The 25,367-nt window shown below is 43.8% G+C and carries 15 protein-coding genes; 6 read left to right on the top strand and 9 right to left on the bottom strand.

Going from position 1 to position 25,367, the window contains the following annotated elements; all coding sequences use genetic code 11:
- Positions 1 to 7: 7 nt before the first annotated feature.
- The 3 genes from NSB03_RS00500 (at position 8) to NSB03_RS00490 (ending at position 7,023) form a co-directional block, all read left to right on the top strand.
- Positions 8 to 2,035: a DUF5016 domain-containing protein gene (locus NSB03_RS00500; RefSeq protein WP_024986081.1), complete on the top strand. Its 2,028-nt coding sequence runs from the start codon at positions 8 to 10 to the stop codon at positions 2,033 to 2,035.
- A 34-nt stretch (positions 2,036 to 2,069) separates the two neighbouring features.
- On the top strand, positions 2,070 to 4,634 hold the full coding sequence (locus tag NSB03_RS00495; RefSeq protein WP_024986080.1) for an SGNH/GDSL hydrolase family protein: 2,565 nt from the start codon (positions 2,070 to 2,072) through the stop codon (positions 4,632 to 4,634).
- Positions 4,635 to 4,776: 142 nt separating this feature from the next.
- Positions 4,777 to 7,023 carry a glycoside hydrolase family 3 C-terminal domain-containing protein gene (locus tag NSB03_RS00490; RefSeq protein WP_257466128.1) on the top strand — a complete coding sequence of 749 codons (2,247 nt, stop codon included), beginning with the start codon at positions 4,777 to 4,779 and terminating at the stop codon, positions 7,021 to 7,023.
- Positions 7,024 to 7,443: 420 nt separating this feature from the next.
- Here the strand turns inward: NSB03_RS00490 and NSB03_RS00485 are convergent, their stop codons facing one another.
- Genes NSB03_RS00485 through dapB form a run of 4 tightly spaced genes read right to left on the bottom strand, consistent with a single transcriptional unit; the run spans position 7,444 to position 11,370 of the window.
- Positions 7,444 to 8,082 carry a WbqC family protein gene (locus tag NSB03_RS00485; protein ID WP_128824190.1) on the bottom strand — a complete coding sequence of 213 codons (639 nt, stop codon included), beginning with the start codon at positions 8,080 to 8,082 and terminating at the stop codon, positions 7,444 to 7,446.
- 20 nt (positions 8,083 to 8,102) lie between these two features.
- A complete protein-coding gene (lepB, locus tag NSB03_RS00480; RefSeq protein WP_257466127.1) occupies positions 8,103 to 9,041 on the bottom strand; it encodes a signal peptidase I in 939 nt (312 codons plus the stop codon).
- A 44-nt stretch (positions 9,042 to 9,085) separates the two neighbouring features.
- Positions 9,086 to 10,570 (bottom strand): signal peptidase I, encoded by a 1,485-nt coding sequence (gene lepB / locus NSB03_RS00475; RefSeq protein WP_024986078.1) that lies wholly within the window; start codon positions 10,568 to 10,570, stop codon positions 9,086 to 9,088.
- A 35-nt stretch (positions 10,571 to 10,605) separates the two neighbouring features.
- Entirely contained in the window at positions 10,606 to 11,370 is a 765-nt protein-coding gene (dapB, locus tag NSB03_RS00470; RefSeq protein WP_024986077.1) for a 4-hydroxy-tetrahydrodipicolinate reductase, read from the bottom strand.
- Positions 11,371 to 11,454: 84 nt separating this feature from the next.
- On the opposite strand from dapB, the gene NSB03_RS00465 reads away from it, so the two are divergent.
- From NSB03_RS00465 to NSB03_RS00455, 3 genes are all read left to right on the top strand, one after another.
- Positions 11,455 to 12,738, top strand: coding sequence for a DUF2851 family protein (locus tag NSB03_RS00465; protein WP_024986076.1), 1,284 nt, complete (start codon positions 11,455 to 11,457; stop codon positions 12,736 to 12,738).
- Between the two features lie 103 nt (positions 12,739 to 12,841).
- A complete protein-coding gene (locus tag NSB03_RS00460; RefSeq protein ID WP_172503684.1) occupies positions 12,842 to 13,402 on the top strand; it encodes a DUF4348 domain-containing protein in 561 nt (186 codons plus the stop codon).
- 315 nt (positions 13,403 to 13,717) lie between these two features.
- On the top strand, positions 13,718 to 16,795 hold the full coding sequence (locus tag NSB03_RS00455; RefSeq protein ID WP_024986073.1) for a chondroitinase family polysaccharide lyase: 3,078 nt from the start codon (positions 13,718 to 13,720) through the stop codon (positions 16,793 to 16,795).
- 582 nt (positions 16,796 to 17,377) lie between these two features.
- On the opposite strand, the gene NSB03_RS00450 is transcribed toward NSB03_RS00455, so the two are convergent.
- The 5 genes from NSB03_RS00450 to NSB03_RS00430 form a co-directional block, all read right to left on the bottom strand.
- Complete coding sequence (locus NSB03_RS00450) at positions 17,378 to 18,601, bottom strand: DcaP family trimeric outer membrane transporter (protein ID WP_121765610.1); 1,224 nt, start codon at positions 18,599 to 18,601, stop codon at positions 17,378 to 17,380.
- A 54-nt stretch (positions 18,602 to 18,655) separates the two neighbouring features.
- The gene (locus NSB03_RS00445) at positions 18,656 to 19,600 is read right to left on the bottom strand and encodes a tRNA-dihydrouridine synthase family protein (RefSeq protein WP_257466126.1); all 945 of its coding nucleotides are present in this window, start codon (positions 19,598 to 19,600) and stop codon (positions 18,656 to 18,658) included.
- 132 nt (positions 19,601 to 19,732) lie between these two features.
- The gene (locus tag NSB03_RS00440) at positions 19,733 to 22,288 is read right to left on the bottom strand and encodes a BT3328 family hyaluronic acid endo-lyase (protein ID WP_024986071.1); all 2,556 of its coding nucleotides are present in this window, start codon (positions 22,286 to 22,288) and stop codon (positions 19,733 to 19,735) included.
- A 13-nt stretch (positions 22,289 to 22,301) separates the two neighbouring features.
- Positions 22,302 to 24,278, bottom strand: a complete 1,977-nt coding sequence (locus NSB03_RS00435; RefSeq protein ID WP_128824187.1) for a PL29 family lyase N-terminal domain-containing protein — start codon at positions 24,276 to 24,278, stop codon at positions 22,302 to 22,304.
- 37 nt (positions 24,279 to 24,315) lie between these two features.
- On the bottom strand, positions 24,316 to 25,356 hold the full coding sequence (locus NSB03_RS00430) for a DUF5017 domain-containing protein (RefSeq protein WP_024986069.1): 1,041 nt from the start codon (positions 25,354 to 25,356) through the stop codon (positions 24,316 to 24,318).
- Positions 25,357 to 25,367 lie beyond the last annotated feature (11 nt).

Here is a 25,367-nt window from a genome sequence, read left to right as displayed (position 1 = left end):
AAAGACAATGAAAAGAAGTATCTATATAATACTGGCGTTGGCAGGAATACTGGCAATGAATTCCTGTAGTGATGACGAGTTCCTGTCGGGCAATCCGGATATGGAATTCATCACAGGAAAAGTTAGCGCTCTTTATGGCGACAGCCTTCCGTTTACGATTAAGGCTTCGGATATCGACGTTCCTCTTTCTACATTGAAAGCAAAGCTCTTCTATGGCGAAGAGCAGGTATCCGAAACGGTCATCCGCACAAAGACAAGCGGCAGTGACTATTCCGGAAAGGTCTTTGTTCCTTACTATCCCAATATAATTGACGGCAGGGCGACCTTGAAATTTGTACTTCAGAACATTCATTTCACTACGACTGAAATGGAACAGGAAGTAGTGTTGTCCCGTCCGGACTTTCCTTACGTGACTTTGGTGGACGAGATGGGAGAGGAGTACTTGATGAAAAGGCAGTCGTTGTATAATTATAGTGTAACCGGCAGATTTCCTCAAGACTTGAAGGCCTATATCAAAACACCGAAAGTAGGGGAGAACGGCAACGAACTGACTTTCGGTTGGGATAATGACAATCTGCTTGCAGAAGGAAAGAACGTGAATCCTATCACCTTCTCCGGTACGGCCAAAGAGCCTTATGAAGTGACATTCAATGCCCTTACATATGAAGTTACCCCATTGGTGAATGTCCTGTTTGATGGAGAGAAAATGATAGCGCAAGATGCGAATACGTATCTTATACAAAAATCCTTTACGCAACGACAGTCAATCGTGGTGTCGGGTATTGATATGAACGGTTGGTGGATAAACCCTGATTATTTCACGAAAGAATCTGATGGTACGTTGACTTTCTTGCCGATGGACGGTAAGTACCGGGTGGTTGCCAATATGAAACAGAAGTATTTCGGGGTTACCCGTATGGACGGTGATAAAGAGGCTACCCTTTCTGAAGACGGGCATGGTGCTATCTGGCTGTTAGGATGGGGAGTCGGTTCTCCTTCATTGGATTATCAGTTTGGTTGGAATGAGGGGCAGGCATACTGCGTACCCGAGATTTCGTCTAAGAAGTATCAATTCATGGCAACGGCAGGGCCCGAACATGGTTCGTCTGTCGGACAGCGTATCAGGGCAGACTATTTGGGTTGTAAATTCTACTTCCAGAACGCTTGGGGAGGCGAGTTCTCCAATAGCAACCAATTAACGGTAGCAGCGGGTTCGGAATCTCTCATAAAGGTGCTTGACAGCGGAAATATTGAGTTTGCGGACGGTGCAAGTCTGGAAGAGGGCGCAACTTACGTTCTTACGGTTGATTTGACAGCAGGTATTACTAAAGGTGTGGTTTCTTTAAAGAAGATTTCAGATGGAGAGGTGAAGCCGGAACCGGCGGTAGTGCAGACTTTTTATTTCGACTTCGGCTCTATTACGGCAGCTCAAGGCACTGTGACTGAGGGACCCGATGTGAATAACCATTATTGGAATAATATAACTAATAATGAATCAGGTAATAAATATGCGGCAGCAGGTACGGTTTATTCTCCTCTGGTTAATTCTGAAAATGCTCAAACTGATTATGCTTTGACTTTGAATGTCCGTTTCTCTACTAATGGAAAGAGTGGGGGTGGTGGTTTATTAGAACCGCAGGCTGATTTGTTGAATGATTTGGCTGTGGCATCCGCTACCGAAGATTATTTCTTTACCGAACAGAATGAAAATGAGGACAGAAGTTTTACTTTTTCAGGATTGGATAAAGAGAAAGGATATAAGTTTTACATATTCGGTAGCCGGAAAACGAACGCTACTGATATCCGTATCGTAAATTATATTATGTCGGGTTCTAATGAATATACGGGTGAATTACAAACTTCAGGTGATAATTGCGGAGGTGAAGGTATTCATCAGAACATTAAAGATATCTGTGAGTCAGAAATGATTTATCCGAATGAAAATGGCGAGATAAAGTTTACTTTGGCAAAAAAGCAAGGTAGCTATGCTGCGCTCAATGCTCTGAAGATGGAGGAATATACCAATGTTAAATGATAAAGAAATCAGAACTTAATAAGATTAATAGAATATGAAGAAATATATGTTATTGGTATTCGCTTTATTTGGAATGCTGGCGATAGGTTCTTGTAATGATGATGAACCGGTAGTCCCCCCTTCACCGGGTGAAGAAATTGAAATTCCGGATCCGGCAACACCGGTATTGGTACAGACATTATACTTTGATTTTGGCTCCCAAACGGATGGGCGGGGGAGCATGACCGAAGGGCCTGACGCAAACAATCATTATTGGAATAATATAACCAATAATGACGGAAACTATGCCGCGATTAATACAGTCTACTCTTCTTTGGTTAACTCGGAGAATACTTCAGTGACTTATGAACTGACCCTGAACAGCCGCTTTTCCACCAACGGACAGAGCGGTGGCGGCGGTCTGCTCGAACCTCAGGAAGAGTTGTTGAAGGATTTTGCCGTGGCTTCTGCCACAGAAGACTACTTCTTTATTGAGTCCGGTGAGAATAACAGCAGTTTTACATTCAGTAACCTCGACCCGAAGAAAGCATATAAATTCTATGCATTCGGTAGCCGGAGCACTACGCAGACACGTACTGCTTATTATACAATGACGGGATTGAACCTCTATCAAGGCGAATTGCAGACTTCCGGAACCAACTGTGGTGGCGAAGGTATCAACCAGAATATACAGAATATCTGTGAGTCAGAGCTCATTTATCCGGATGATGCTGGCAATATAAAATTTACCGTTTCGAGAAAGAACGGTGACTATATTGCGTTAAATGTGCTGAAAGTAGAAGAATATACCGATATAGAACGCCCCGAACAATTTACGTCACTCACTATGAGCGGCAGTGCTGTGGAGGAAGGTCAAGTATCGATGCATATGGTATCTGCCGACGGGAGTCCGACAAATGTTTTTGAAGCGTACACCTCTTTCGGTTCCGGTGACTTCTCGTTCAAGGGAACCACAAAAGACGGCAAGACTGTAAACATCGGAAAAGGGTATAAAGAAGGAGTGGTGGCTACAAATAATTATAGCATTGCCGCCCCTGTGACCGGACAGATTCGTCTTACCATTGACCTGAGCAGTAAAACGTACGAAATCACCTCGATAGAAAGCTGGACACTTGTGGGAAGCGTCACTCCGAACGGATGGACGGTAGACAAAGGTGTTCCTTTGGCTTATCAGGGAAAAGGTGTCTGGGGCGGAAGAGTGAAGTTGACCGGAATATCCGGTGTGAGTGACCGCGAACGCTTTAACTTTGTGATGAACAGGAGCTGGGATTACGTGATGAAACGTGTGAAAGGTACGACAAATGAAGTCGGCATGGGTACGCAGGGATATAATACCGAGGATATTAACCTGAACCACGGTACTTATCACATTACACTGGACTTGCGCAGATATGTTTACTATATCGACTGTGGTGAAGAAGGTATCGACCCTTTCAAAATCTCCGTAATGGGTTCTTCTGTTGCCAACGGGCAGGGAGCAACGAATAATCATGGTTATGCTTATATGTATGGTGAACTGCTTGACGAGCGTTTCTGTAATCAGGAAAGTAAATTTCCGTGGTACACTTCCGGTATAGCCGTTAATGGCAATAATACGCTTAACCTGCTGGCACGCTACAACGACTTGATTCACGACTGCGGCACTTATGTGATTTTCGGTCTTTCACTGGGAAATGAAGGTATTCACAATGCAGTCGACCAACAGGCGGTCTACAACCAATTCAGGGATAATATGCAAACTCTGATTCAGAAAGCCCGTGAAGACGGAAAGTACCCTGTGATGATGAACAACTATACCCGTGGTGATTTTGATGCAAGCGACTATGAATACGTGAAGCAAATGAACTTGTTGATTCATGAGTGGGACCTTCCTTCTGTCAATCTGTTGGGAGCGATAGATAACGGTAGTGGTGCATGGGCGAACGGCTATCAGAATGGTGATGATATTTATCATCCTACTACCGACGGACATCGTGAATTTACCTATGCCATGGTTCCTTCCCTGTTCGATGCGATAGATGCAGGCAAAAAACAACCGGTACGTGTTATCGGCACTTCCTACTCTCTAGCAAACAAAAGAGTACTGGAATTCACTCCCGAAGAAACCGTACATCCGTTTACAATCTCTTTCAAAGTGAAAGGAACGGCAGACGGAATCATCGCTTCCTTTGCCAATGGCGGTAATGCGACCGGAACTCTGAAGATTCAGGATGGAGTGGTAGTATATGACTCCCCGTTGACTGGCGAAATAAAAGGTACGGTAAATGTGACGGATAATCAGTGGCATGTAGTATCTTTGACACACTATTATGCTCAGGGGCGTACACTGTTATATACAGACAAGGCATTAGCCGGAGAGTTGGATGAAAAGCTGACCATCGGAAAATTCATCGTTGGTGATAATACTTCCACAATAGGCAGGGAATATAGCGAACTGTTCTTCTATCGTTCGGCTATGGTCCAAGAAGAGATAGATAAGCTCTGCGATGGAAGGATGCTGAAGTCCAGCTTGGAAATATATGCTCCCTTGGATGGCTCGAAGTCAACGATTGAGAACCTTGCCCAAAGTATGAATAGTGTTACATTAAAGACTGAATAAGGACGTATGATACTGGTTGCATCGGGTTGCAATGATAAAAAACATTAATAAAGCCGGATGCAACTAGTAACTACCCCTTGTTTGCGAGTCTTTAATTATAAATACATGGATTTATAACTTACTTCTTATATCATAAACAAACATGAAACTTAAAGCAATGTTACTTGGCTTGTCTATTATGGCTGCACTGCCTGCCTCAGCGCAGAAACCGGTGTATCTGGATACGAATAAGCCAATCGAAGAGCGAGTAAAAGATGCCTTGAATCGGATGACCCTTGAAGAAAAGGTGAAGATGATTCATGCACAGTCAAAATTCAGTTCGGCAGGCGTTCCCCGCCTCGGAATCCCCGAAGTATGGGCTACCGACGGTCCTCACGGCATCCGTCCGGAAGTGTTGTGGGATGAATGGGACCAGGCGGGATGGACAAACGACTCCTGTATAGCTTATCCGGCACTGACGTGCCTTGCTGCTACATGGAATCCCGAAATGTCTCATCTTTATGGGAAAAGTATCGGTGAAGAGGCGCGTTATCGCAAGAAAGACATCTTGCTAGGCCCCGGTGTGAACATCTACCGTACCCCTTTGAACGGACGTAATTTTGAATATATGGGCGAAGACCCGTATCTGTCCGCCACAATGGTAGTTCCTTATATCAAAGGAGTGCAGGAGAACGGTGTAGCCGCCTGCGTGAAGCATTACGCGCTGAACAATCAGGAATTCAACCGTCATACTACTAACGTGCATCTGAGCGATCGTGCCCTTTATGAAATATACCTGCCTGCTTTCAAGGCTGCCGTTCAGGAAGGGGGAACCTGGTCGATTATGGGCTCTTATAATCTTTATCAGGGGCAGCACGCTTGTCATAACAAACGTCTGCTCAAAGACATTCTCCGTGACGAATGGGGCTTCGACGGCGTGGTTGTGTCCGATTGGGGTGGTGTGCACAACACCGAACAGGCTATTCACAACGGCATGGACTTGGAATTCGGTTCATGGACGAACGGACTGTCTGCCGGAACGAGAAATGCGTATGATAATTATTACCTTGCTTTCCCTTACCTGAAACTGATAAAAGAGGGTAAAGTTGGAACAAAGGAACTGGACGAAAAGGTTAGCAATGTCCTTCGTCTGATATTCCGTACTTCGATGGACCCGCATAAGCCGTTCGGCTCTTTAGGCTCTCCCGAGCACGGGAAAGCTGGTCGTAAGATAGCTGAAGAAGGAATTGTGCTGTTGCAGAACAACGGTAACGTATTGCCTATCGATTTGAATAAAGCGAAGAAAATTGCAGTGATCGGTGAAAATGCGATAAAGATGATGACAGTGGGCGGTGGTAGCTCTTCCTTGAAAGTGAAATATGAGATTTCTCCGTTGGACGGTTTAAAAGCACGTGTCGGCTCACAGGCAGAGATTGTATATGCTCGTGGATATGTAGGCGATCCGACAGGAGAGTATAACGGTGTGAAAACCGGGCAGAACCTAAAAGATGACCGCTCGGAAGATGAACTTCTCGCCGAGGCTTTGCAAGTGGCTAAAGACGCCGACTATGTTATCTTCTTTGGTGGCTTGAACAAGAGCAATCATCAGGATTGTGAAGACTCTGACCGTGCTTCTTTAGGCTTGCCATACGCACAGGATAGAGTGATAAGCGAACTGGCAAAGGTGAATAAAAAACTGATTGTTGTCAATATCTCCGGTAACGCTGTGGCCATGCCTTGGGTGAATGAAGTTCCCGCCATTGTACAAGGCTGGTTCTTGGGTTCGGAAACCGGAACGGCTCTTGCTTCGGTTTTAGCAGGAGATGCGAATCCTTCAGGAAAACTTCCTTTCACTTTTCCTGCAAAACTGGAAGATGTAGGTGCTCATAAACTGGGCGAATATCCGGGTAATAAGGAAGAGCTCGCAAAATCCAAGCATAGGGGGGATACTATTAACGAAACTTATCACGAAGATATTTTTGTTGGTTACCGTTGGGCAGATAAGGAGAAAATCAAACCGTTGTTTCCATTCGGACATGGATTGAGCTATACAACTTTCGTTTATGGCAAACCTTCCGCAGATAAGAAAACAATGACCGCCGATGACACGATTTCGTTCACTGTCAACGTGAAGAATACAGGAACCCGCGAAGGTCAGGAAGTCGTTCAGCTTTATATCAGTGACAAGAAATCCTCTCTGCCCCGTCCGGTGAAAGAACTGAAAGCCTTCCAAAAAGTGAGACTGGCTCCGGGCGAAGAGAAAGAGGTAACGCTGACGGTTGATAAGAAAGCATTGAGCTTCTTTGATGATGGAAAACACGAGTGGATAGTCGAACCAGGTAAGTTTGAAGCAGTTATCGGAAGTTCATCAAGGGATATGAAGGGGAGTGTACCCTTTGAATTGAAATAGGTAGAAGTTTGGTAAAAATGGATTGTCGGGAGAATGTTACTATCTTGTCAAGGTAGGAGTAACATTCTCCTTTTTTTCTTTGGAGTTCTTTTAATCTGTGATTGGGAAATAATCTATTCCTTTGAGATTCAGTAATATAGTTGTGTGTATTAATTAATTAATTAATATGGAATTTATGTAATTCTCTAATAGTTATAAATAAGGTTCACCGGTTTCACCGTTGATTTATAGCCGCTCAGCTAACGGTGAAACCGGTGAACCTTCAAAATGACTCTAATGAAGGGAAGAATCGTGAAGAAGTAGTAATATAAACAGCTTTATAGAATTCATATAGCAGTTCACGGCATATTCAGAAAAATTCACTCTTTCTGGGCGTGATGCTATATAGTCTTTTAAAAAGTCTTCTCTGATATTAATGTTCTAACTCTTGCCCAGTACCAACAGACTTTCCGGTCCCATATTAAACAACAAGTCTATGATACTCAAATTAGGCAGGAAACCCAATTTGGACTCGAAAACCTGATAATAAGGTTGCGGAATAAACTTTGTATCTACTTCTCTGAAATCCTTTTTCGGATGAATCACTTCCCGGAAATCGGTTTCTTCGGCAGTGAACTTCATTTTATATTCGGCAGTACGTTCCATATCGGGATGAATATCTATCAGCTCGCAGACCAATCGGCAAAGCTCTTCGTTGAAATCGACTAAAAACTCATATTTCTTCTCGTAGAAAGGGCGGAAATCATCTTTGTAGTATTCAAAGAAAGGAGTGCTGTTGTAAGCGGATTCAATCGCGTTCCAGTGCAGGTGTCTCCAGTTGCCGTGGTCGGAGATGCGGATATCCTTCATTGGGCATTTCAATGTATCGGGCTTTACGGTCGGGATGGAAAGAGCCAACTCACCCGATGGGCCGGCGATGGTGCACCGGTTGCGGTAGGTCTGCTTGATATAGTGGTCGTGTTGCTCTACAAATACCTTGTCATAAGCCAGTAATTTGGTATAGTACTCGACGGGAGCGAGGTAAGCCGAAGATAAATAAGCTGTTTTCATTTCTTTCATTTTATACGTTTGGAAGTCTTTTATTTCACCGTCCGGAAGAAACGGTTCCATCGGTATCCGTCAAATAAGCCTGTTTCTTTCTCTTTAGAGAACCAGACAACGGAGGCTTTCCCGATGATATGGTCTTGCGGGACGAATCCGAACAGACGTGAGTCGGACAGGTTGATAGTATTGTTTGATCCCATCCAATAGTAATCCTTGGTGAAATAACAGTGTTGTGTGGGGTTGCCGTCCACATATAGGATGTCGTTTTTAATTTCCGCCTGCCTGCCTTCATGCATTACGAGAGTATTCCGCAGCAAAGTGATGTTCCAGGGATATACCCGGATATATTTTCCCTTGCCGGGGACAATCAAAGGTTTCAGCTCAATGTCTTTTTTGGGGGATAAAGGCTGTAGCCAGTTTTGCCCGTACATGGCCTGTTCCAGCAGGTAGTATTCATATCGGCTGAAACTACGTACGTGGGTGGTGTCATTGCTTCCCATCAAACCGTCGTCGGTGATGGAGAACGTGTGCATAAGTGAGGTAATCAGGCTCTCTTTGGAGACGGGATACACATAAAGTTTCTTTTTGTCCGGATTATGTTTTGTTTCGGGAGAGGTGGCGGAGAATAGGGAGTCTACCAATAAGGTGTCGCCCGGAACGCCGATGCAACGGCTGATATAGATTTCCCGACGGTCGATGACCGGCTGCCGGATTCCGGCAGGATTATTGAACACTACGATGTCTTGCCGACGCACGGGACTCTCGCACCAGCGATGATAAGAAAAGAGCGACATGAAAGGAACCCGCAGCCCATAGCTCCATTTGTTGACTAGGATGCGTTCGCCCTGGAAAATGGAATTTTCCATGCCGGTGGACGGGATAAGGCAGGACGTAAAAGCAAATCCCCGGAGCAGAAGCACGACGACTACTGCTCCGGCAAATGCTAGTATCCATTTGAATTTACGAATGTTCATCAATTCTTATCACCTTATCACTCTGTTATGGCAGTATGCACTTATCAGCCTACCCACTTGAACAGGCGGTTCCAACGGATTTTGCCGTCAAACCATCCGCGGTCTTTGTCAAGCGACAGCCATACAACAATCGGTTTGCCTACTACATGGTCTTCGGGAACAAAGCCCCAGTAACGGGAATCGGCAGAGTTGTGACGGTTGTCACCCATCATCCAGTAATAATCCATCTTAAAGGTATATCGGTCGGTCTTTTCACCGTTGATGTAGATTCCGTCCGGTTTGATTTCCAGTTTGTTGCCTTCGTAAGCTACGATGCAACGTTCGTAGATAGGAAGATTATCCTCTGTCAGCGTAATGGTGGCTCCCTTGGCAGGAATCCAGATAGGGCCGTAGTTGTTGCGATCCCATTTCGTATAAAGATTCAGCGGGTACATCTGTCCTGCGTAATCTTCCGGTTCCATGACGATTTTGCTGATAAGCTTTTTGTTGCCGGAAAGGGTTTTGTACATCTTCTTGGTCAAGGGAAGATGATAGACAGGGTTCAGTTTGCCTTGTGCGTTTCGGCTGTCCAGTCCTATTTCCAGCAGTCCCATTTCCCAACCGGAGTCTTCTATCAGCATTTGGTCGGCTTTGCTGATACCCAGTTCGCGGAACATATCGTCTGTGATATACGGACCGGTAGTTTGCACGAAATAGTTGAATTGCAGGTTTTCGGGATTTTCAATCGCTTTACCGTCAATCATCACCTGGCCTTCTACAATCTGAAGGGTATCACCAGGCAGACCGACACAGCGTTTTACATAATTCTCGCGACGGTCTACCGGGCGCCAGAGGACTTCACCATAAGTGCGTGGGTTGTTCATTATCTGCTTCCGTCCGGCGGCATAGTACAAGTCGTAAATGGCACGTTGCTGCGCACGGGTCAGACTATCCATCTCAACCTGTTTGGGGTAGATGCGTTGTCCCTCGCTGTAAGCCAGTGTATAGAAGTCTGTTGTCTGTTGGTACTTCACTGCTACCGTATCGCCTGCCGGGAAATTGAACACGACAATGTCATTCAACTTCACCTTGCCGAATCCCGGCACCCGTTTGTACTTCCATTGCGGCCATTCAATATATGATTTGGCATTGAAGACAGGTAGTGTATGCTGCGCCAACGGCATGGAAAGGGGAGTGTTCGGTACGCGGGGACCGTAACTCATCTTGCTCACATACAGGAAGTCGCCCACCAGCAATGATTTTTCCAAAGAAGAAGAAGGAATCTGATAATTCTGGAAGATGTAGATATTGACGAAGTAGACGGCAACCAATGCAAACACGATGGCGTCTACCCAGCTCATGACACTGCGAACAGCCGGATTCTTCGACTTCTTCCAAAAAGACCAGGGAATTTTCTTGGTAATATAAATATCAAAAATAAAAGGAACAACAATCAATCCCCACCAACTTCGTACCCAGATAAGGAAGATGAGGTAAAGTAGAATGGCAAGGACGCATTTGATCCATTGTGCGCGTGTGGCTTGTCTCATAATGTTATATTTGTTTAGAACTAGCTTCTGATATTTTAGTCATTTAAAAACGGGAATAAATCACTCATGCCTAGAAAACCTTCGTGTGTGGCAGTATATTCGGCAGCCAATACGGCTCCCAATACAAATCCGCCACGGCTTTTGGCATCGTGTGTGATGGTGATGCTGTCCACGTCGGATTCATAGCGTACGGAATGAAGACCGAAAACCTCTCCTTCACGGATAGAGGCAATAGGAAGTTCGTTAGCGGCACAATCATTGGTACCGCTGACGGTTCCGTCCGGTGCTGCGAAGGTTCCTTTCACCCATTTGTCTTTGCGGTCCAGGTTTTGCAGAATACCTTCTGCCAGTGTGATGGCTGTTCCGCTGGGGGCATCCAGCTTGTGAATATGATGCGTCTCGCTCATGGTGACATCATAAGCAGGAAACTGGTTCATAATTTTAGCCAAATACTTGTTGACAGCGGAGAAGATGCTGACTCCCAGGCTGAAGTTGGACGACCAGAAGAGTGTTTTGCCCCCTTCCGTACAGAGTCTCTTGATTTCTTCGCCATGTTCGTCCATCCATCCGGTACTGCCTGACACCAGTTTTACTCCGGCTTTGAAAGCTTTTATATAATTATTGTAAGCTACCATCGGATTGGTAAATTCAATGGCTACATCGGCAGATTTGAACGCCTCCGATTCGAAGTCTTCCTGATTGTTGATATCAATGATGCAGACGATTTCATGTCCGCGACTACGGGCAACCTTTTCTATCTCTTTGCCCATTTTTCCGTAACCGATTAGTGCTATTTTCATTGTTTTCTGACTTATATTCAAAATAATAGTCGCAAAGATAGTGATTTTTATTACATTTGTAGCGTACATTAACGTCTTGTTAACATGGAACACCTTCTTCACTACGTGTGGAAACATAAATTATTTCCCCTGAAAGTACTGCAAACCACCAACGGTTTACCGGTAGAAGTGATTGACCCCGGTTTGCAAAACCCCAACGCCGGTCCCGACTTTTTCAATGCTAAACTAAAAATAAACGGTATATTGTGGGTAGGAAACATCGAAATACATGCCCATGCTTCGGACTGGTTTCACCACGGACATGATAGCGATAAGGTTTACGATTCGGTGATTCTTCATGTAGTGGGGGAGGCTGACGGGGAAATAACCCGTACTAACGGTGAGGTTATCCCGCAACTGCAATTGACATGCCCCGAGCATATACGAGCTCATTATCATGAACTTTGTGTGGCTGACCAGTATCCGGCTTGCTATCCTGTCCTTGCTTCCTTGCCCAAACTTACCGTCCACTCCTGGCTGACAGCTTTGCAGACTGAACGGTTGGAACAAAAAGCGCGGTTAATAACGCAACGTCTTGAACACTGTAACAACAACTGGGAAGACGCTTTCTTCATCACCCTTGCCCGCAACTTTGGTTTTGGACTGAACGGGGATGCTTTTGAAACGTGGGCGGGTTTGCTCCCGCTCCGTGCCGTAGATAAGCACCGGAATGATTTGTTTCAGATAGAAGCTCTCTTCTACGGTTTGGCAGGACTGTTCGAAGATACGTTTCTGAAAAAGGAACAGGAAGACGAGTATAGCCTTCGCCTTTGCAAAGAGTTCCGTTATTTGCAGCGAAAGTTTGAGTTTACTCGAGTGATGGATGCCACATTGTGGCGGTTTCTCAGGCTTCGTCCCGAGAATTTTCCTCATATTCGTCTGGCACAGTTGGCTTATCTTTATCAGAAAGGGGATAAATTGTTCTCGCGGTTGCTGGAAGCTGAAACATTATCGGAAGTAAGGGAGTTGCTGACTACCCGTACTTCTGCTTATTGGGAAAGTCATTATTTATTCGGACAGACTTCTCCGCACAAAGAGAAAACCCTAGGGGAGAGGTCGAAAAACTTGATTATCATAAATACTGTGACCCCTTTTCTATACACCTACGGTTTGCATAAAGCGGACGAGCGGATGTGTGAACGTGCCGGACGTTTCCTGGAAGAGTTGAAAGCGGAAGATAATCATATAACCCGTGCGTGGAGCAATGCCGGACTGCCGGTTGCCACTGCGGCAGATAGTCAGGCGTTGATACAGTTGCGGAAGGAGTATTGTGATAAGCGGAAATGCCTGTTTTGCCGCTTTGGCTATGAATATTTGCGACACGAATAATCCGCTTGGGGACACGTAAAAGATTTAGCTTCCGGAATAACTAAGATATCAAACTTGTCATTATCTTTGCAGCGTCAATTAAACTCTTAATTTATATAGTGTTATGAGAACTAAAAAGTTTGTATGCTGTTTGTTGGCCATGGTGCTGTTTGCAGGTGTTTCGTTCATCTCTTGCGGTAATAGTTCGAAAGCAAAAGCTGACAGTGAAGCGGCTACCGGATTCGGTGAGGAGTTCAAGTCGTTTTTGGATAAGTTTACTTCCAGTGCGGCATTCCAATATACCCGTATCAAGTTTCCGTTGAAAACTCCGATTACTTTATTTGAAGATGACGGTGAAACCGAGAAAACATTCCCTTTCACCAAAGAAAAATGGCCGTTGCTGGATAGCGAGACTATGAAGGAAGAACGCATCTCTCAGGAAGAAGGTGGCATTTATGTCTCTAAGTTCACGGTGAACGAGCCCGGACATAAGGTGTTCGAGGCGGGATATGAAGAGTCAGAGATTGACTTGCGTGTCGAATTCGAACTTTCGTCTGACGGGAAATGGTATGTGGTGGATTGCTATACGGGGTGGTATGGATATGACTTGCCTGTCGGCGAATTGAAACAGACCATAGAGCATGTAAAGGAAGAGAATGCGGCATTCAAGGACCTACATCCTTAAAATGGTAATACAATTTTTCAGTCGATACGTTATTTGAGATATTTTGTACAATTTGAACCCCTCTTTTTGAAAAAAGAGGGGTTTCTTTGTGCCCGGAAGAATAATCTTTGAACTAATACCGTAATGATGAAGCGATTTTTTATTGGCTACAGCTTGGTTACTTTTTTCTTTTTGAATGGTGCGGTGCTCTTTGCACAACACGAAAACTCCTTTGCCAAACAATGGAGAACAGAAGATGAATCATGTGTTGTTTACTGGATTTAAAGTGACTGCTTTCTAAATTTGCATATAAAAAACTAATCAGATAATATATCTATGATGAAACAATCTTTTATCAGACTTGGAGTACTAACTCTATTTTCCTGTTTATGTTCTGCATTTCTTCATTCGCAAGTAGTAACAGATGAGCGGCTATTTTCTTTTGAAGCCCCCAAAGTCCCAGACTGTATAACGAGTATTCATTCTCAACTTTCCATCTCTGATATTCATTATAAAGATGGAAAACACTCGATGAAATGGGACTTTGAACCTGGCGGTATATTAGAACTCAAGAAAGACCTGAAATTTGAAAAGAAGGATCCGACTGGTAAAGACCTGTATCTTTCGGCTTTCATCGTATGGGTGTATAATGAAGAGCCCCAAAACACAACTATCGAATTTGAATTCTTGAAAGACGGCAGGAAATGTACTTCCTTTCCTTTCGGAATCAACTTTAAAGGTTGGCGTGCCGCATGGGTTTGTTATGAACGGGATATGCAAGGCACACCTCAGGAAGGTATGAATGAACTTCGTATTGTTGCTCCAAATTCAAAAGGATGCCTTTTCATCGATCATTTGATTACTGCTACCAAAGTGGATGCACGTCAGCAAACAGCCGATTTGCAAGTACCTTTTGTAAATGCCGGAACTAATAATCATTGGTTGGTTGTTTACAAACACTCCCTTTTGAAGCCGGATATCGAGTTGACTCCTGTCAGTGACAGGCAAAAGAAAGAAATGCAACTGCTGGAGAAACGTTTCCGGGACATGAATTATACAAAAGGTAAACTCTCGGATAAAGAAGTGGAGACTATCCGCAAGAAATATGATTTCTATCAGATTACTTATAAAAACGGTCAGGTATCGGGTGTACCTATTTATATGGTGCGCGCTTCCGAAGCTTATGAACGGATTATACCGGACTGGGACAAGGATATGCTGACCAAACTTGGTGTAGAAATGCGTGCCTATTTTGATTTGATGAAACGGATTGCTGTTGCGTATAATAATAGTGCTGCGAACCCGGAACTTCAGAAAGAAATGAAGCAAAAATTCTTGGCTATGTATGACCATATAACTGATCAGGGGGTGACTTATGGCAGTTGTTGGGGGAATATCCATCATTACGGATATAGTGTTCGCGGATTGTATCTGGCATATTTCCTGATGAAAGACGTACTTCGTGAAGCTGGTAAGTTGCAGGAAGCCGAACGCACACTGCGGTGGTATGCCATTACGAATGAGGTATATCCTAAACCGGAAGGTAATGGAATTGATATGGACTCATTTAATACACAGACTACCGGTCGTATCGCGAGTATCCTGATGATGGAGGATACACCGGAAAAGTTGCAATACTTGAAGTCTTTCTCCCGTTGGATTGATTACGGTTGTCGCCCTGCTCCGGGATTGGATGGCTCATTCAAGATAGACGGCGGTGCTTTCCATCATCGTAATAATTACCCGGCTTATGCCGTCGGTGGTTTGGACGGAGCGACTAATATGATTTATCTTTTCAGCCGGACAGAATTTGCTATCTCGAAACTGGCGCATGAAACGGTGAGAAATGTATTGTTTGCAATGCGTTTCTATTGCAATAAGTTGAATTTCCCATTGTCAATGTCCGGTCGTCATCCCGATGGAAGGGGGAGATTAGTGCCGATGCACTATGCAATGATGGCTATGGCAGGAACTTCTGATGGAAAGTCTGAGTTCGATAAGGAGATGGCGTCTGCTTATCTGCGTCTTGTTTTAGGCACTTCTTCCAAAGGACAGGAACCGGATTATATGCCAAAAGTATCCAACGCACAGGAACGGAAGATTGCGAAGCTGCTTGTCGATAACGGGTTCCACCCTGAACCCGACCCGCAAGGAAACTTGGCACTTGGTTATGGCTGCGTGTCTGTGCAGCGCCGTAGTGACTGGTCTGCAGTAGCTCGCGGACATTCCCGCTATCTTTGGGCGGCAGAACATTATTTGGGACATAATCTCTATGGCCGTTATCTGGCACATGGGAGTCTGCAAATTCTGACAGCAGCACCGGGACACATCGTTACTCCTGCCACAAGTGGATGGCAGCAGGAAGGTTTCGACTGGAACCGTATCCCGGGTGTGACTTCCATCCATCTTCCATTGGAACAGTTGAAGGCTAAAGTCCTGAATGTGGATACTTTCTCCGGCATGGAAGAAATGCTTTATTCCGACGAAGCTTTTGCCGGCGGACTGTCACAACAGAAAGAAAATGGCAATTTCGGTATGAAATTGCATGAGCATGATAAATACAACGGTTCCCATCGGGCGCGCAAATCTTTCCATTTCATCGGTGAAATGATTGTTTGCTTAGGTTCGGACATTGAAAATACCAATACGGAATATCCCACTGAAACCACAATATTCCAGTTGGCGGTAACGGATAAGGCAGGGCATGATTACTGGAAAAACTATCATGGTAATGGTAAAACATGGATTGATCATTTGGGAACCGGATATTATGTACCCGTTACTGCTAAGTTTGAGAAAGCTTTTCCACAATATTCCCGTATGCAGGATACAGGTAAGGAAACGAAAGGGGATTGGGTCTCATTAGTCGTGAATCATGGAAAAGCTCCGAAAGGCGGAAGTTATGAATACACTGTCCTGCCACAAACAAATGAAACTGCTATGAAGTCATTTGGCAAGAAACCTGCTTATAAGGTACTGAAGCAGGATTGTGATGCTCATATCGTGTATTCACCGGCAGAGAATATATACTCTTATGTACTCTTTGAGACTCCGCAAGCACCTCTTCCCGGTGAATTATTACAGCAAACGGATACGTCTTGTCTGGTGATGGTGCATAAGGAATCTCCGAATGAACTTCTGCTGACTGTGGCTCAGCCGGACTTGGCATTGTATCGAGGCGCAAGTGACGAAGCTTTCGACAAAGATGGAAAACGAGTGGAACGCAGCATTTATTCCCGCCCATGGATTAATGACGAAAGTGGTGAGATTCCGGTGACAGTAACCTTGAAAGGTTATTGGAATATGAAGGAAACTCCATTCTGCAAAGTGATTTCAGCAGATAAGAAACAGACAGTACTTCGTTTTACTTGTAGGGACGGAGCTAGCTTTGAAGTGGAATTGAAGAAAAAATAATCTGGAGTTTTGATTGGCCGAGAACTACTGTCTTCTGCCTCGTTGCTCTGTCAGTTCCGGCTTCCTCTCTCCCAAGTAAAATGCAATTCCTCTTTCAACCTATCATCGTCCGGCAAAGACAAAACCGCATATAAACGGAAGCCTACGTGTAAACAGAAGTTTCAACAGGGGATAACTTTGGTTTCAAGGCATGAAACTTTGGTTTCTTCGGTGTGAAACTTTGGTTTCTCCAGCGTGAAACTTTGGTTCCTTCGGCATGAAACTTTGGTTTCTCCAGCGTGAAACTTTGGTTTCTCCAGCATGAAACTTTAGTTTCTCCAGCATGAAACTTTAGTTTCAAAGGCTTGAAGCAAATCGTTTCATGCTGAGATAGAAGTATAGTTGATTGGGCCGCCGTGATGAACATCGTTAGTTTATGGAAGGTAGGGTTGAAGCAACAGGTGACAGCATTGTGACAGCAATGTTGCCGTCACAATGCTGTCACCTGTTGCTGTCACAACGCTATTCGTTTATAATCACAACGTTAAGCTGCAATCGGTGACAGATGACAGCATTATGATTAAAATAAATTGCTGAGAAGAGTTAGAACATAAACATGGCAACTGCGACAATGCGGTTGTTGCATACAGCATGAGTATCTTTGATTTTTCCGCTGGATGTATTCAGAGAGCCATACCATGCGGAGCTCAACGTATATTCTAAACCGAATTTCCAATGAGGTACATTGTAAGTTAGTTCTGCTCCCGCAGTGACGAGTTGGTCGAGGTTTGTTCCCGTACCATATACTTGTGCTTTTCCATCCGGAGCATATAATTCATCGCTTGTTCCCAGGTTTTTGGCATAACCGACAAACACGCCCGGCTTCCATTTCTGTCCGTAAACAACATTCAGCCAGGAACTTGAAAAACGTATCGGAGTATATTTCTGTTCTCCTGTGCGTTCGTTAATAGATTTAATGCCGAATCCGCCAAGACCGGAAGCTTGTGTCAGATTGGAGCCTAATACACTTTTTGCGCCGATAAACCAGTTTTTATTCGTGTATTTTACATGAGCTTCATATGAAAGGGTTGTGATGCGTTCATCTACTTTATATCCTTCTGTGGAGACTGTGCGCGGCTTTAATGATAACAATTCAACGCCTACACCCGCTAATAAGCCATCTTTCTTATAATCTGCCCCAATATAAATTTCAGGGACACAGCTTTTCTTTATATACTCCTGGCTCTTTCCGGCAGGTCCTTGAGACAAATACTGGGATTGCCATACGGCAGCTCCTGTAAGCTGGAAGTTCTTATTCTTGTATCGATAGCGAATCTGCGGTGCGCGACTGAACGGTTGAAAAGGTGCTCCCATTGACAGATTAAGAATTTGCGGGGCTACTTCACCGTATAACGGGTGCCATGTTTGTCCGAGCAGCAAGGCCGATTTGTTCCAATCCAGATTGAGATAAGCGTGGCGCAGCCGGACTACTGAAAAAGAATTGCCGGTACCGCGAAAGTCGGCTTCTATCTTGGCGGAAGTCTTGGCTGTTCCCAGTTTAGGTCCGGCAACGTCTACTCCTAAACGTGAATACAGTGTGTAGAAATTACTGTTAGGCGTTGCATTCAAATCGTTTCCGTTCTCATCGCGATTCTTGTCCAAGGGATACATATAGAACAATCCGTCTACAGTTTCTTGATTGGCACGACTGTTGTAATAAAGGTCTGTACGAATCTGTCCATAAAACTTGAACTTGAAGTCCTTCATCTGTGCAAAACTGCCCGAAACTGTTATCAGGCAAAGAAATAATAAAATGTATTTTTTCATAATGTGCTTGTTTATAAACGGGCGCAAAATTACACAAAATTACGGGTAATCAGCCTATCGTTGATTAAAAAAGGCATTGACAGCCTGATTATATTTGTTCAGGCTTGTACTTTTATGAATAGCTTTCATGATTTTTTTTTCTGTATTTGGCAATAAATATTCCCAAAAAGTCTTCATCTTGTTTAGGAGCTGTCCGTCTCCACCTTCAAGCTGCTCTGCGTATGCCGTGTATACGCTTTTGTGCATCAATTGCAATTTTTGTACCATTTCATCGAAGCTAAGAACGTGTCCGTGTCTATGCTCTAATGCTAACGCCGGATTGGCGAGTAGCCCGCGTCCTATCATAATTCCGGCTAATGAAGGAAATTTGTCCTGAATTTGTTGAATATCTTCCAGGCTGTTTATGTCTCCGTTATAAATGATGGGATGTTTGCAGGCATCTTGAAAATCAGCGAACCCTTTAAGGTCTGCTTCACCTTTATATTGTTGTTTGCCTAAGCGGGGATGCATCGTGACTTGCCGTAGTGGCAGTTCATTAATAATAGGAACTAGTTTGAGGCATTCAGCCGCATTCTCCCATCCCAATCTCATTTTTATGGAGAAACTGATTTGCGGATACTTCCGAACCACGCTGAGCAGTGCTTCCACTTCTTCGGGATAAGGCAGGATGCCGGAACCATTGTGGCGCTTTGCTAAAATAGGAAAGGGGCAGCCCAGATTTATATCCGCTTCTTTGTATCCTTTCTCGATAAAAAGGGAGAGAATCGCTTCCGCTTTTTCTGCTGTCGGAGCTATTAACTGAGGAACGAGGTGAGACACATGGTTGTTTTCCGGTTCGATGCCCCGGACATCTCTGCGGCGGAACTCGCCTTTCTCGATTCGGACAAATGGGGTGTAATAAGTGTCTACGCCACCGAAACAAGCGGCGTGGGCATTGCGGTAAAAAACTTCTGTGTACCCCTGTAGCGGGGCAAAGTGAATGGGCAGAGTTTCTTGCATGACATTTAATTTTGTTGCAAAGATACGGAAAAAGTAAAAGAGAAGAACCTCGCGGTCCCTCTCTTTCAGGTGTTAAATTGATTAAAGTCTGATTTTCATATACGTTTTATAATGGTTAGAAAAATTGTGTGTTTATTTTAATGCGTTCAGCCATCCGGGTACATATCCCAAACGATTGCGTAACTGTGCTTCGTAAAGGGAAAGAGGTTCTACTGCACCGTTATTGTTTTCGCTTCGTTTCATTTGTGATTCATTGAATTGAAGAGATTGTCCATGGAAGCCTACCACAATTGGTGGCAAGAATTTCCACCAGTATCCTTTTGCATCCCACCAAATGAATTGTCCTCCGGTGTCAATGTCTGTATCTGTCTGAATATTTGTTGCATTGAAGTTCCAGATAGTCAGATTTTCCATATGATTTGGCATTTGTGCAGAATCACCGCCTTGTCTCCAGTGCATGAATCCGCCTGAGCAGCAATCAATCAGTGTGGCACGTGGTTGTGTTGCATGCGATTCAAAACAGGAATCATCTCCCCACTTTACGTTCCAGATTACGGCACCCATGCTTTGTTTGGAGACTCCACAAGCGTGATATTGTCCTACGTTCGACTGGTAAGTACCTAAGGTTCCTTCGCCTTCGCCTTTGCTGAGAGTATATCCATTGCTGTTCTCTATCACTTTCCCGATAAATATGCGGGAAGAAGCTTGTGAACGAATAGATGCATGTCCCCGGTTACCGCCTATTTGTATGTCATAAGCAGAGCAGTTTGCTGAACTTGTGATAGACATTGCTTCACTGACACTTTCGAAATTGACACGGCGTATCCAGGAGTTGGTTAATCGGACAAAGTCTATCAATTTGAATCCACCGTCGTCGATGTCAGAACCATGATGAATAAATTTCTCTTTTGAGTGTCCTTTGAAAGTAAGATCTTCTATGCCGACATTCTCATAATTGGCGAATTTGGAGATTTTCCAATTCCAGTCTTTATTGATGGCGTGCATAATAGGTTCTTTGAAGGTAATAGTGTTACCACTGATTTTTTCAATCTGGTGATATTCGTAAATTTGGATACCTTCTGATTTGATGTTAAGTGTTCCGCCGGACTGTACATTGATATCTTGCCATCTATATGGAGATAGCTCTGTATTGATAACATCTTCGTTGTTGTTTTTCAGCACAAGGCATACCCAGCTTCCGCTGCTTACTCCGGTCACGCTAGCTGTCACACTTTTACTGCCAATGGGGGCGTCAGCAGTAATTGTTCCCAGTTCTGTTAATCCGGTGTTGTGTTTAAATTCCATCATCACAGGTGCGTTCCACATTTCGGTTGTTGGGTTGGGGGAAGTGTTGGCAACAGTCATTTCGAGTGTTGTCTTATCTTTACCTGCTCCTTTGAGTACTATATTTCCCATAGACATACGAATTCTCCGGTTTTGGGAAGCTTTGTCCTGCAATATATAGTTCCCTTCCGGGAAATAGATGACGGCTTTGGCATTCTCTTTGATATAGCGGTCTGTCATACCAGCGTCTTCTTGTTTGATATTATTAGTGCCGGCAATTTCTGCCAGCACTTTCATAAAAGCTTCACGGTCGGATTTTCCGTCATTGGGGACGGCTCCATACTTCGTGACATCATAGACCTTATATCCTTGAGCTATCAACATTTCCACATCGGGCGGAGCTGTCTCTCCCCGCATATATCCTGCGTAGGAGAAATCCAGCAATACATTTTTAGCATCACCGCTGAGGAACTCTGTCCAAGCGGTGGTAGCATTCGCATCAATTTCAGTGGTCAGAAGCTTCACTGGTAGTTTTACTACTCGGCAATAGCCTTCTTTGGAGAATATTTTGATGTAAATCACGTCTTCATATGCTTCTCCACGAGGATTGGTGGAAGGAGCGGTAACAGTCAATTTTGTTTCTTCCAACTTGATTCCCCATGTTTGGTTCTCAATGACGGCAGTTTCTACGTTGGCTTGTTTCACAACAAATTCCTGCATCTGTTTCAGACCGAAAGTGGCTGTCCCTTCAAATTGAATGTTCAGATAGAAGTCTTGTCCGTAGATGGGTATTGTAACTTTGCTGTTGTCTGCGCGTATAGTAAATGTGATTTCGCCGGTAGCTTCGTTGACTATTACGTTACTGAAAACAGAGCTGGCATTTGAGGTAGCTTGTGTTCCATCAGCTATTTGATTGTTTCCTAATTTGCTCCAAGTTGAGCCATTGTCCAGTGAAATTAGCCAAAAACCATTTGCATCCACCTTCATTTTCGGAGTAATTCCAGCAGCACCGGTTTCGGGAATAGCGTTGACCGGTTGATTGTTGAAAAGTAGTTCTGTAGTTACACCATTGATGGTATACGCCCAGTTTCCTGATGCATTAATGCTGAATAGGGGCATGTCGTTCATATCCGCCTTCCCACTATAAATATTTACAGTTTCTCCGTTACTGAGTTCTACGGTGTAATTTCCTAATTCATCCTGATTGTATCCCATCACCAGAATTACTCCTGCTACCATCTGTTGGTAGTTGTTGATGTCCGTATTCATCTGTTCTATACTTGCTTCCAGATTGGCAACCCGTTCTTTCAGATTGTCAATGTCGGAGCGCAAGTCATCCCGTTCGTCGCACGAGTAAAGTGCGACGAAAAGAATTGTACATATTGATAGTATTACTTTTTTCATATATCAGTAGGTATTAATTAATGGATGCTCCATATTCAGCAAATTCTGCATTTGGGATAAACACACCGTTGGCAATATCAAATGTACCACCTTCGAATGGGTCAGAAGTAATTATATTTACTTCTTCTGCTCCGTCCATGCCCTTACCTATGCCGCCAAAGAATATCTGCCAGTTATTCGTGTTTTCGGCTTTGTAACAGATGTTGCTATTACATTCTCCACTTTCCGGATTGTTAGTTAGGCGGAATATGCCACAATTGTTTGGCATTGCAGGTTTAGCATAAATCAAATTGTGAGTTATATGTATGTTTGGTAATGATGTAAGATAAACATAGAAAGTAGTGGCAGTGTATACATTGACAAATGTATTGTTCGTCAATGTAAATTCCGTTGCGGTTGCTTTTTCACCATTCATCAGTTTAAATCCGGTAGCGGATTTCCCTTCGTCAACACAATAGAAAATATTGTTCTTGAAAGATACCTTGTTATAAGCAGCCGTACTTGTAGAGAGGCTGAGAATGAACTTATTATTGTCAGTAGAGGATATGGGAACTACACAATTCTCCATCAGAAAATAGTCAATACTACGGTTGCTATTACTGATGTAACTTAAAGGTTGTTCTTTCGGCAATAGAATATGGCAATCTTGGAGTATTATACTACCGAATGCTCCATTCTTGTTTTGAACGATTGGATAACTTGTTTTATTTTCAGCATTTAATGTGTTTCTGGCGTCGAGTGTTATATTTTGACAGATAAAAATGCCAGAAGCATCGCTTGCTGTTTCCACAAGCTTGATTTGGCTGGACACTTTCAATTGGCTCTTTTGAGTTGAACTATTTCCGATGATAATGAGTTGGGCATATCCACCGCTTGCAGTATATTCCGCTTCTACTTCTGGGCTAATGAAATAAATTCCCTTGTTCGTAATGTTGGGATTCTCTGTTGTGATAAGAGTTGCTTCTCCGAATGTATCCTTATTTACATTTATTCCACCGATTGTGATGGTTTCACCTGCTTCATAAAGAGCATAGTAACTATCTATAATTTCTATTGCCTTCACTTGAATTTTAGCTACCGCCCAGTTGGCACCCTTATTTACTTGTAGTGTTACATCACTGCTGTTGTCGGCTGTTGCGCGGGTTTTTATGGTACTTGCCGGAGCTGTAATACTCAGAGTAGCTTCATTTGTCTCAGTGTCCGGTTCGCTTATTGTTGCTACCCATCCTGCGGGAGCTGTAACGATAATATTATCTCCTTTCACTTTGACAGTAGTCGTAGCGGTTGCTCCGGTTCCAATTTCCCAATATCCTTTATTCATTCCTTCGGCAGGCTCTATAATTTCGCACAACAAATCTTTAACGATAGGTATGGAAATACTTTCAGTTTGTCCTTTCAGTTGGATAACGAAGAAATCTCCGCTTTCATCGATGCCTGCTGATTCGAAGAATGTATCGGTGCTGCTTCCACCGGAAGAGCCATTGTTTACAGCAGATACTTTGTTGCCACTTTCATCAAGAACATCCTGCCAACTAGTGCCGTTGTCATAACTTACTTGCCAGTAGCTGCCATCATCCGTCAGTCGGAATTTGGGAGTCATGCCATCATTGCCGGGAGTTCCGACGGCTTGTACGGGTACACCGTTCTGGGTCAGTACTTCGCCGTTTACTACCCATTGGCCTTCATCATTGACGCTGATTTCCGGATATTTTATTTCTCCTGCAGAACCTTGTGTTAATGTTACAGTTTCTCCACCGCTCAATTTCAATGTATAGGTACCGTTTGTCTGGGTAATTTCTGTAATAGTCTGTCCGCCTTCAAGTAGTCGTTTGATTGCGGTCATATTATCATTCAACAAATTAATTTGTGCTTCCAGAGACTCCACGCGACCTTTCAGATTGTCAACATCGTCTCTCAAATCGTCTGTATTGCAAGCTGCCAATGTGAACAGTGCAAATGCGGTTAACAAGAATGATTTAAAGTAATTCATAGATATATGTATTAATTGTTTTCTTATTGTTGTTAAATTATTCCACTACGTTGACTACGAAATTATAGGTAGTCGTTGATGAATGGTCAATATTGGCATTCCGTGCAAGGAAAGTTGCATTATAGATACCAACCTTGTCATAGGTATACGTATAAGAGTCAAGGCTTTGGGTGATGTCTTTCACTTTAGTTCCCTGATCCGGTTCGCATGAATTGATAGTAAGTGGGTCGGATACCAGCCAACTATATTTCAGAGGATTTCCTGCAGCCGATGAGTGCAAGTAGAATGTTTCGGTTCCGATATTCTGCAGATTCCAGATTCCTGAAGTCCCTCCGCTCACCGTGCCATATTCACGGTCGGTTGTCATCGTCGCCTGGTCGGACAGGTTGCATCTGTTTTTCATGTTGACTGGTGTCAGTCCGAAAGAACTTGCACCGAACTTCAGGCTGGAACCATTGTTCAGTTCGTTGGTGAGATGCATCTGGGTGAAATACAGACGTGGTTGAACCGCTGTGTTTTTCACTCCTTTATAACGTATGGCAATTGTTACTCTTTTATTGAGGTATTGCGTCATGTCGAATGTATAAGTTTGCGGTGTACTGGTTTTTGTCGGAAAGGCATAGCCTAGTTCTTCGTTGGGGATCATTGATTGCCAGATACCGTCATTCTCGTATTGTTCCACTAACAAGGAGTCTGCCACGAAGTCGTCTTTATACAATCCGGTGAACTCATCGGATATATAGATTCTACTGTCTACCATATCGGTTGTTCCATATTCGTAATATAACGTGATAGTCAGCGATGATGATTTGATTTGTGACGGATCAATGGTCTGACGTTCTCTATATTGATATTTATATCCTTCTTCTCCGCTGAAGAATGTAAGAAAGTCCGGATCGCCGGCAATGTTGAAGTTGACAGGGGTTCCTTTCTTTACAGTGATGATATGTCCGTCGAAGCTCACATTCTCATTGGTATTTACAGTCACGTCCAATGCAACATCTTCGTCCAGTCCGTCATTACATGCCCCGAAAAAGAGGCTTATTACACAGATGGCTATGAGTTTATATGCTTTCATAATTTGTTGTT

It is taken from the genome of Bacteroides acidifaciens (assembly GCF_024623065.1).
Lineage (GTDB): Bacteria > Bacteroidota > Bacteroidia > Bacteroidales > Bacteroidaceae > Bacteroides > Bacteroides acidifaciens.
The sequence above is the reverse complement of the archived record's forward strand: the minus strand, read 5'-3'. Positions and strand labels throughout refer to the sequence as shown.